Genomic DNA, 8,343 nt, shown 5'->3' on the forward strand with positions numbered 1-8,343 from the left:
GAGGCGTGGCCGCCTTCGCCCCGTGCAGAGAGCCGCAGGGTCATCACACCCTTCTCGCCGACACCGATCATCGCGGCCCGTCCGGGAACGAACGGCAAGGGCGCATCGACGACGGCACCGCCCTCGTCGACGACGAGCCAGGGGACGATTCCCCGGTCGCGCAGCACCCGCGCGATCTCCTCGGCGGCGCGTCCGTACGTCTCCTCGTTCCCGCCGAAGGAGAGGTACACGTCGCGGGGCGGGACGAACTCGTCGGCGAGCAGATTCTCGACCGCCTCCAGGATCACGATCAGCGGCCCCTTGTCGTCGAGAGCACCTCGACCGTAGACCGATCCGCCGGCGATCACGCCCGCGAAGGGCGGGTGCGTCCAGGCGTCGCTCTCGTCGACGGGGACGACGTCGTAGTGCGCCATCAGCACGACGGGCCCCTCGTCCGCCGCAGCACTCCCGCTCCCCTTCCAGTGGAACAGCAGGCCGAATTCGGTGTGCCGTTCCAGACGCAGCCTCTCGTGCGTCAACGGGTAGAGCTCGGCGATCAGCGCGACGAACTCCTCGAACGGAGCCGAGCCGCGTTCATCGAGTTCGGCCGACACCGTCGGGATCCGGATCATCTGCGAAAGCCTCTCGGCGATGCCGGGGCGCACGGTCGATGTGGTCACAGCGCCATCGTACCCAGCGGCGGATCCGCTCATCGCGAGCCTTCCGACTGCGTTCGCGCTCGTCCGGCTCGGCGAAAAAGACGAGGATGGACCGAGACGAAGGAGAACGCACATGAGGATCGCCGTCGCAGGAGGAACCGGGACCGTCGGTCGACACACGGTCGAGGCGCTGCAATCGGCCGGCCACGACGCCGTCGTCCTCAGCCGATCCCGAGGAGTGGACCTCGTGACCGGGCAGGGCGTGGGGGAGGCACTCGCCGGCGCGGATGCGGTGATCGATGTCGTGAGCGTCGAGACCCTCAAGGCGAGCACGGCGATCGAGTTCTTCACCGCGGCGGCCGGGAACCTGTCCGCTGCGGCTGCCGACGCGGGTGTCGGACATCTCGTGCTGCTGTCGATCGTCGGGATCGACCGCATCCCGTACGACTACTACGCCGGCAAGATCGCCCAGGAGAAGATCGTCGAGGGATCCCGCGTGCCGTCGACGATCCTGCGAGCGACGCAGTTCCACGAGTTCGCCGGGCAGATGTTCGAGCGGGCGAAGCTCGGACCGCTCCACCTCGCCCCGAACGCCCGCACCCAGCCTGTGGCAGCCCGTGAGGTGGGCGCACGTCTCGCGGCACTGGCAGGGGCGGAACCGCAGGGCCGGGTACGCGACCTCGCCGGACCCCGCGAGGAGCAGCTGTCCGACATGGTCCGCGCTTTCGCTCGACGTCGCGGATACCGCGGCTGGGTGCCCACCGTGAACGTGCCGGGGCCGCAGATGGCGGGGATGAGGGCGGGCCATGCGCTCCCCGGCCCCGACGCCGACCTCGGGCACCAGGGCTTCGCCGAGTGGCTCGCCGCGCAATAGCGTCCTGGAGCCGGTCGGGGAACACGAAGAACCGGGCGGAGGTTGCACCTGTGGTGATGACGCGAGAGCGTCCGAGGAGGTGCGGATGGAACTGACCCTGGTGTCGTCGTCGTTCTGCGGCGCGTGTGCACGGACCAGGACCGTGCTGGCCGAGGCGGCACGCTTCCTTCCCGACGCGACCATCACGGAGATCGACGTCGCGCGAGACCCGGATACCGCCGAGAGACTCGACATCGAGGTCACACCGACGGTGATCATCCGCGACGCCAGTGGCCTCGAAGTGTTCCGCGCCGCCGGCGTCCCGACCGTGCCGCAGGTACTCACCGCCGCGGTCAGAGCGCTCCCGGCCTGAACCTCTTGCGGGCACGACGACCGCGGCGCAGACTGAGCCTCAGCGGCACCGGCCGTGTCGTCCGTGTCAGCCTCCTGGAGTTCTCATGCCCGCTCTCAACCCGTACCTGTCCTTCCGCACCGAGGCCCGCGCGGCGATGGAGTTCTATCAACGCGTCCTCGGGGGCGACCTCGTGGTGAACACGTTCGGGGAGTTCCCCGACATGGTGCAGGATCCGAGCCAGCGGGACCTCATCATGCATGCGCAGCTGGACACTCCGGACGGTCTGGTGCTGATGGCCTCGGACACCCCCGACGGCATGCCCTACGAGAAGCCGCAGGGATTCTGGGTCTCGCTGAGCGGGAACTCGCAGGAGACCACCCGCGCCGTGTGGGACAGGCTCTCGGACGGGGCGACGATCACCATGCCGCTCGACGTGCCCCCATGGGGCGGCCTGTTCGGGATGCTCGTGGACCGGTTCGGCATCCCGTGGATGCTGCACGGCGACCCGGAGGAATGAAGACTCCCCGGCTCAACGCGGCTGCACGGCACGACACGCGAGGTGCAGGGCGAGGCGCGCCTCCGGGTCGGTTAGATCGATCCCGAGAAGCTCCTGCACGCGTCTGATCCGCATGGTCACGGTGTTGCGGTGCAGGCCCAGCGCAGTCGCGGTCGCGGCGATGCCCGATTCGTGGTCGAGGTAGGCCGAGAGCGTGACGAGCAGTTCGCCGCCTCCCTCCCGCAGCGGAGCCAACAGCGATTCCGCCGCGGGAACGAACGTGTCGTTGCCGGTCCACGCGAGAAGGAGCTGCTCCAGTCCGAGACTGTCCACCCGTACGAACCATCCCGTCGCCGACCGCGATGCCGCGATGCGCGCCGCGTCGCCCGCCTCGTCGAGCGTCGTTGCGAGGCCTTCCGAACCGCCCTGGAGCGAGCCGACCCCGGTGGCGACGGCGAAATCGCGCAGCACCCCGAGATGCAGGTCCCGCAGAGCGGCGACGGCCCGCTCCACCTGATCCGGATCCGGCGACTCGGCGAAGGTCAGCCACCCGCTCAGTCCACGACCGGCCGTCGTCGCATGCGCCTCGCCGTCGATGGCGCTGAGGCCGGCGCTGACCGTACGCAGCAGCGAGAAGGAGTCGAGGCGGCCCCGTGCCACCATCCGGAAGCCGAGGTGATGTCCGCTGGTGCGCCACCCGCGCTCGAGCATCCGTCGTTCGACGTCGGCATCCGCCGCACCGTGCAGGTCGACGAAGTCCCGCAGCAGTCCGGACGACACCGCGACGTCGTTCACGGCCGCCACCTCGTCGATCAGGATGCGTGCGGCGACGGCGGGCATCGCGACCTCGGCCGCGACGGACAGCGACTGCACCTGCGCCTCACCGAGCCCCCGGCCGAACAGCACGAGCCGCAGACCGCTGCGCCCCGGGCTGTCCACGCGCACCGATGCGGCCGCAGCATCCCCGATGCTCGTCCGATCCAGCCAGGATTCGAAGCCGATCGCGGCGTGCAGCCGCTCGTCCAGGTGAGCACCCGCCTCCTGGAGCACGCCGGACGAGTCGATCAGCGCAGCTCCGACGCCGAGGTTCGCGGCGATGTGGCCGAGCAGGTCGGCCAGGTCATCGGCGGCGTACTCGAAGGACTGGGCGACCTTGCGCACCTGACTGAGCGTCAACGCATCCCGCGCCTCGATCAGCATCCAGCAGGCCCTCGCGAGCTGGATCGGTCGCTCGACATCGAGCAGGCAGAGGCCGATACGGTCTGCGAGGCGGAACGCGCCCGCGTCGAACGAGGCGGCTCCGGGGAGGGCGAGCCCCGAGTACCCGCGATCACGCAGGCGGCGCAGCAGTGCATCCTGCTGCCAGGTCGATGTCGGCGCTGCCGCCGTGATGATCGCGAGTCGGCCGGTGCCGGCTTCGACCAGCTCTGCCTCACTCGCCCCCACCGCGACGGCATCCCACAGTGCATCCGCGGGTCCGGCGACACGCCTGAGGGCGCCGTTCTCGGAGTGGGCGAGCAGCGCGCTCAGCTGCAGTCTCTCGTTCACGCGGCGTCCACACCCTCGAGGCCGTACGCCGAGGGCAGCACCTTCGCGCGTCGGTCCGCTCTGGCGTTCCACCAGGGAGGCGCCGGGATCGCGAGCACCGCCACCGTGCGCGCGAGCCGGAGCTCGGTCACCTCGAGGATCTCGCGCGATATCGCGTCGACGACCACGATGATCTCCGGCGCCGACGCCACGAGACGGCCATCCGTGAGCACCGCGAGGGTCTCGGAGCGGCTGACCACGCGATGGACTGCGCCGGTGAGACCGCTGATCTCCACCGCGTTCACGTGTGGATCGTGCGCCCAGGGCGATACCGAGATGATGCGACCCTCGGCGAGCAGTTCCGCCCCGAGGACGTCCGCGAGCAGAGGGAGGGGTGCTGCCGAGGCTGCGAGGTAGGCCCGGCCCAGTTCGAGCGCGTAGGCGAGGTGTCCACCGATCGCGTGCTCCGTCAGATCGCCGACCGTGAACCCGCCGAGCACGGCACATCCGACCCCGCCCGCCTGGACGATCGCCGACCGCACCACCCTCTCGGCGTCGATCGCGCGGTGCGCCTCGACGAGCGCGACGCCGTCGGACCCCGTGTCGCACGCGAACACGAGACCGGGCACCTGATCCACGAACAACGACATCTGGTCGAGGCCGGGCACTGCGCGACCGGTGCAGTCCGCGTCGACGATCACGTGTGAACCTGCGAGCGTCAGCGGAGCGAGGCCGTTCATGCCCCCGCCCTCGAGAGAGCAGACGGCCGGCACCGGATGGCCGATCCAGCGTTCGACCGCGCCCAGCAGCCGGGCGAACGGGTTCGCCCCGGGGAGCCGCTCACCGAGCAGCATCGTGGAGCCGACGAAGGCGACACCCAGGCATGGCGTTGCCGGGTCCAGCGCCGCGACCGGTGAGACCTCGATCGGCCAGCCCTCGGCTCCGGCGAGCATCAGCTCGAGCATGGTCGTCGAGCCACCGCCGCCGGAGCCGAGGAGCGCATAGCCGCGGGCGAGCGCCGTGAGGTCGTCGCGCTGCAGCATCATGCGCTCCAGCCTAGGGAGAAACGCCCTCACCCGCGGCCAGCGCTTCGATCGGAGCGAACTCCGCTGCGAGGCCGAACGCCGAAGGTCCGAAGGCGGCGAGGGCATCGGGCGTGCGCATCATCTCCGGAGTGGAGATACCCAGTACCCGGACGCGCTGACCGTACCGGAGCCCTTCCGTCGTGATGGGCTCGGCCGTCTCGTGATCGACCACGCAGATCAGGTCGGGGACGATCGCGACGAGCGTCTCGCCGCGGTGCGCGATGAGGTTCTCGTTCTGGAACGAGATCTCGAACGTGTCGCCCTCGTCCGCGCCCAGCGGTGCGATGACGGCTCGCCCCTTCGCGAATCCCTCGGTCGTGCGGCGTTCGACGTCGACGACCTTGCCGACGCAGAGTTCGCGCAGGTGCGGGTACAGGGTGGTCGAGAGCGTGCGGGCGATCGCCTCGAACGGCGAGCGATGCTCCTCGCGCGCGAGGCGGATCGCGCGACCGAGCGCGAGCGCCATCGAGATCGTGCGTGGCACGGCCGTCCTCCGCACGTCGGCTCCGGTCATCGCATACTCGGCGATGTGCCCGACGCCGCCGAGACGGATGGTGATCCCGCGGGCGAGCCACTCCATCTGCCGGTCGTCGTCGCCCGTGTCGATCACGACCTTCTCGCCCCGTTCGCCGGCGAGGGCGAGGGGCGATCCGTGCACGCCGTACACGGCGAAGGTCTCCATCGACAGCTCGGGAAACGCCCGTCCCATGCCGTCGGCGTCGACCACGGGAAGCCCGGTCTCCGCGGCGACGATGAGCGGGATCATGGAGTTGATGCCACCGCATTCGATCGGCATCGTCGCATCGGCCTTGCGCCCCAGGTGCTCTTCGAGCGTGCGCAGAGCCAGCGTGGGCTCCGTGCCCGCGGGGATCTTCTCGATCATCACGGTCGGCGCCCCCATCTGCGCGGTCGGGATCACGAACAGATCGTCGGGGAGCTCATCCGGGTCGAGGATCGTGATGCTGCCCTCGCCGAGAACGCGCTCGACGAGCATCTTGCCGATGTACGGATCGCCTCCCCCGCCGGTACCGAGCAGCGTCGCGCCCCTGGCGAGGTCGGGCAGGTCGGCGGCCGTGAGCTGCCAGCTCATACGGCGGCTCCCGCCGCAGCGGTTCCGACGGAGACGCTGCCATCGAAGCGGTGCGCATCCATGTCGTACCCGAAGTACCCGGGGCCGACCATCGCGAGCGCCGCCTGCGAATGCCAGCGCTCGTCGGCCGGAGCCGCGATCACCCGCACCCGCTGTCCGTAGCGCAGCGCCTCGGTCGTGATCGGCTCACCCGACTCGCCGTCGAGCACCATGATCAGGTCGGGCGTGGTCGCGAGGACGACGCCGTCGGCTTCCGCCACCAGATGCTCGTTCTGGAACTGCAGGGTCAGCGTCGCCCCGCCGTCGCCGTCGATGCGCGCGCGCCCCCGGGCGAAGCCGGTCGTGGTGGCCCGGTGCACGTCGACCACCTTGCCGTCGAACAGCTCACGCCCGCCGAGCAGATCGACGACGCCATCGACCGGGTCCGTCTTCGCGTCCCGCGCCGCCGTGATGCGCTCGCCGATCTCGATGCATCGGGAGAGCGAGCCCGCCACCAGCGACTCACGTGCGGCGGAACCCGACATCGAGAACCCGGAGATCATGACCGAGCAGCCCATCTCCACGCAGGCCACGCGGGCGATGCGCTCCGTCCAGGAGTTGTCGACCGTCTGCAGTACGCCGGTGTTGCCCTTCTCGTCGCTGAACGCGAGAGGGGAGGCGGTCACCCCGTAGAGGGTCGGGAGCACCATCTGCAGCTCGGGGAAGGCACGTCCCATCCCGTCGGCGTCGACGAGCGGCAGACCGAGTGCTGCGGCGGCCGCGATCGGGATGGTCGAGTTGACTCCGCCGACCTCGGCGCACGCGATGTGGGTGATCGGACGGCCGAGATGGATGCTGAGCGCCTTGACCGGCTCGACGACCTCGGCGAGACTCGGCAGCTTCTCCACCATGACGGTCGGTGCGCCCATCATCGCGACGAACAGCACGAGAGCGTCGTCCGGCACCTCGTCGAGGCCCACGACCGTGACCTCACCGGCGGCCAGCGCTTGACGGGCGAGGAGTGCTCCGATGTAGGGGTCTCCTCCCCCACCCGTGCCGAGGACGGCAGCACCGCGGGCGAGTCCGTCGATGTGCGCAGACGTGATGGTCCAGCTCATGTCACGCCCCCATGTCGAGGTCGCCGACGGCCTTCACGCGGATGCGCGTGGCGTTGCCCGGGAGGTACGGGATCGGAACCTCGTCGAAGTCGATGATCGATACCGTCGAGGGTTTCGCACCCGCCGCGATCGCCTTGTCGACGGCTTCCGCGCGGACTTCGGCGATCGTCTCATCGCGACGACCGGGCTCGATCGCATAGACCTTGTCGATCTCGCCGCCGACCTGGGCGATCGATGCGCCGATGGCGTTCGCGACCGCGTAGTTCTCCGGTCGGTGCACGGTGCCGAACAGGGGCAGCTCGTCGGGGAGCAGGATGGATCCGCCGCCGACGGCCACCACGGCGATGGGCTCCGGCGAGGTGCGCATGCGGTCGACTGCTTCGGAAACGCGCTCGGCGATGCGGGCGAGCACTCGCTGCACGAACACGGGGTCGAGGTGTGCGACCCTGCTCGCATCGCCCACCTGGGCGCGACCCGCGGCCACCGCGATGTCCGTGGCGGTGAGCGTGGAACCGCCGAAGACCAGGGCCTCGGTGGTCAGCCGGTACCCCACCGATGCCGGTCCGACCTCCGCGGTCTCCTCATCGACGATGCTGCCGCCGCCGATGCCGAGGGAGAGCACGTCCGGCATCCGGAAGTTGGTGCGGATGCCGGCGACCTTCACCTCGTTCGCCGTCTCCCGGGGGAAGCCGTTGATCAGCAGTCCGATGTCGGCGGTCGTGCCGCCGACATCGATCACGGCACAGTCGTCGAGACCGCTGGTGGCCGCTGCTCCGCGCATCGAGTTCGTCGGTCCGGAGGCGAAGGTGGCGACCGGGTAGCGGCGCGCGTACTCCTCGTCCATGAGCGTGCCGTCGTTCTGGCTGAGGAAGATCGGCGCCTCGATGCCCTGGGCACGCACCGCCGAGGTGAGCCCGTCGACGATCTCGGAGGCGAGCTCGCGGAGCGCGGCGTTGATGATCGTCGCGTTCTCGCGCTCCAGCAGCCCGATCCGTCCGATCTCGTGCGACAACGAGATGGCGGCATCATCCCCCAGCACCGACGCGACGATCTCGGCGGCCTGCACTTCGAGGTCGTGGTTGACCGGGCTGAAGACCGAGGAGATGGCCACCGAGCGGATGCCGTGCGCCTTCATGTCCTCGGCGTGCGCGCGGATCTCCTCGGGGTCGAGGGGCGAGATCGGCCTGCCGTCGAACTCGTAG

Annotated in this window: 9 protein-coding genes; 3 read left to right on the top strand and 6 right to left on the bottom strand. The window is 70.0% G+C overall.

Features of this window, described 5'->3' with window-relative positions; genetic code table 11:
* The coding region (locus DSP71_RS15390; protein WP_113681536.1) for a M20/M25/M40 family metallo-hydrolase at positions 1-659 on the bottom strand (659 nt) is incomplete at its 3' end.
* A gap of 112 nt (positions 660-771) precedes the next feature.
* Between DSP71_RS15390 and DSP71_RS15395 the strand changes: the two genes are divergently transcribed.
* The 3 genes from DSP71_RS15395 to DSP71_RS15405 all read left to right on the top strand — a co-directional run bounded on the left by DSP71_RS15395 (position 772) and on the right by DSP71_RS15405 (position 2,363).
* Entirely contained in the window at positions 772-1,512 is a 741-nt protein-coding gene (locus DSP71_RS15395) for an SDR family oxidoreductase (protein WP_113681524.1), read from the top strand.
* 85 nt (positions 1,513-1,597) lie between these two features.
* The gene (locus DSP71_RS15400; RefSeq protein ID WP_061015541.1) at positions 1,598-1,864 is read left to right on the top strand and encodes a thioredoxin family protein; all 267 of its coding nucleotides are present in this window, start codon (positions 1,598-1,600) and stop codon (positions 1,862-1,864) included.
* Positions 1,865-1,949: 85 nt separating this feature from the next.
* Complete coding sequence (locus DSP71_RS15405) at positions 1,950-2,363, top strand: VOC family protein (protein ID WP_113681525.1); 414 nt, start codon at positions 1,950-1,952, stop codon at positions 2,361-2,363.
* Positions 2,364-2,375: 12 nt separating this feature from the next.
* Here the strand turns inward: DSP71_RS15405 and DSP71_RS15410 are convergent, their stop codons facing one another.
* The 5 genes from DSP71_RS15410 to DSP71_RS15430 all read right to left on the bottom strand — a co-directional run.
* Positions 2,376-3,890: a CdaR family transcriptional regulator gene (locus DSP71_RS15410; RefSeq protein ID WP_113681526.1), complete on the bottom strand. Its 1,515-nt coding sequence runs from the start codon at positions 3,888-3,890 to the stop codon at positions 2,376-2,378.
* Complete coding sequence (locus tag DSP71_RS15415; RefSeq protein WP_046747272.1) at positions 3,887-4,915, bottom strand: DUF917 family protein; 1,029 nt, start codon at positions 4,913-4,915, stop codon at positions 3,887-3,889. Before DSP71_RS15415 ends, DSP71_RS15410 begins: the two co-directional genes overlap by 4 nt.
* Positions 4,916-4,925: 10 nt before the next feature.
* A complete protein-coding gene (locus tag DSP71_RS15420; RefSeq protein WP_113681527.1) occupies positions 4,926-6,044 on the bottom strand; it encodes a DUF917 domain-containing protein in 1,119 nt (372 codons plus the stop codon).
* Complete coding sequence (locus DSP71_RS15425; RefSeq protein WP_061015545.1) at positions 6,041-7,141, bottom strand: DUF917 domain-containing protein; 1,101 nt, start codon at positions 7,139-7,141, stop codon at positions 6,041-6,043. Before DSP71_RS15425 ends, DSP71_RS15420 begins: the two co-directional genes overlap by 4 nt.
* Before the next feature lies 1 nt (position 7,142).
* The coding region (locus DSP71_RS15430) for a hydantoinase/oxoprolinase family protein (protein ID WP_258546486.1) at positions 7,143-8,343 on the bottom strand (1,201 nt) is incomplete at its 5' end.

This window comes from Microbacterium sp. H6, from assembly GCF_003314775.1.
Lineage (GTDB): Bacteria > Actinomycetota > Actinomycetes > Actinomycetales > Microbacteriaceae > Microbacterium > Microbacterium oxydans.

What these genes read in the sequence shown, in the direction of transcription:
- DSP71_RS15405 (WP_113681525.1), top strand. Translation starts at nt 1,950, where the DNA reads ATGCCCGCTCTCAACCCGTACCTGTCCTTCCGCACCGAGGCCCGCGCG.
- DSP71_RS15395 (WP_113681524.1), top strand. Translation starts at nt 772, where the DNA reads ATGAGGATCGCCGTCGCAGGAGGAACCGGGACCGTCGGTCGACACACG.
- DSP71_RS15415 (WP_046747272.1), bottom strand. Translation starts at nt 4,915, where the DNA reads ATGATGCTGCAGCGCGACGACCTCACGGCGCTCGCCCGCGGCTATGCG.
- DSP71_RS15425 (WP_061015545.1), bottom strand. Translation starts at nt 7,141, where the DNA reads ATGAGCTGGACCATCACGTCTGCGCACATCGACGGACTCGCCCGCGGT.
- DSP71_RS15400 (WP_061015541.1), top strand. Translation starts at nt 1,598, where the DNA reads ATGGAACTGACCCTGGTGTCGTCGTCGTTCTGCGGCGCGTGTGCACGG.
- DSP71_RS15420 (WP_113681527.1), bottom strand. Translation starts at nt 6,044, where the DNA reads ATGAGCTGGCAGCTCACGGCCGCCGACCTGCCCGACCTCGCCAGGGGC.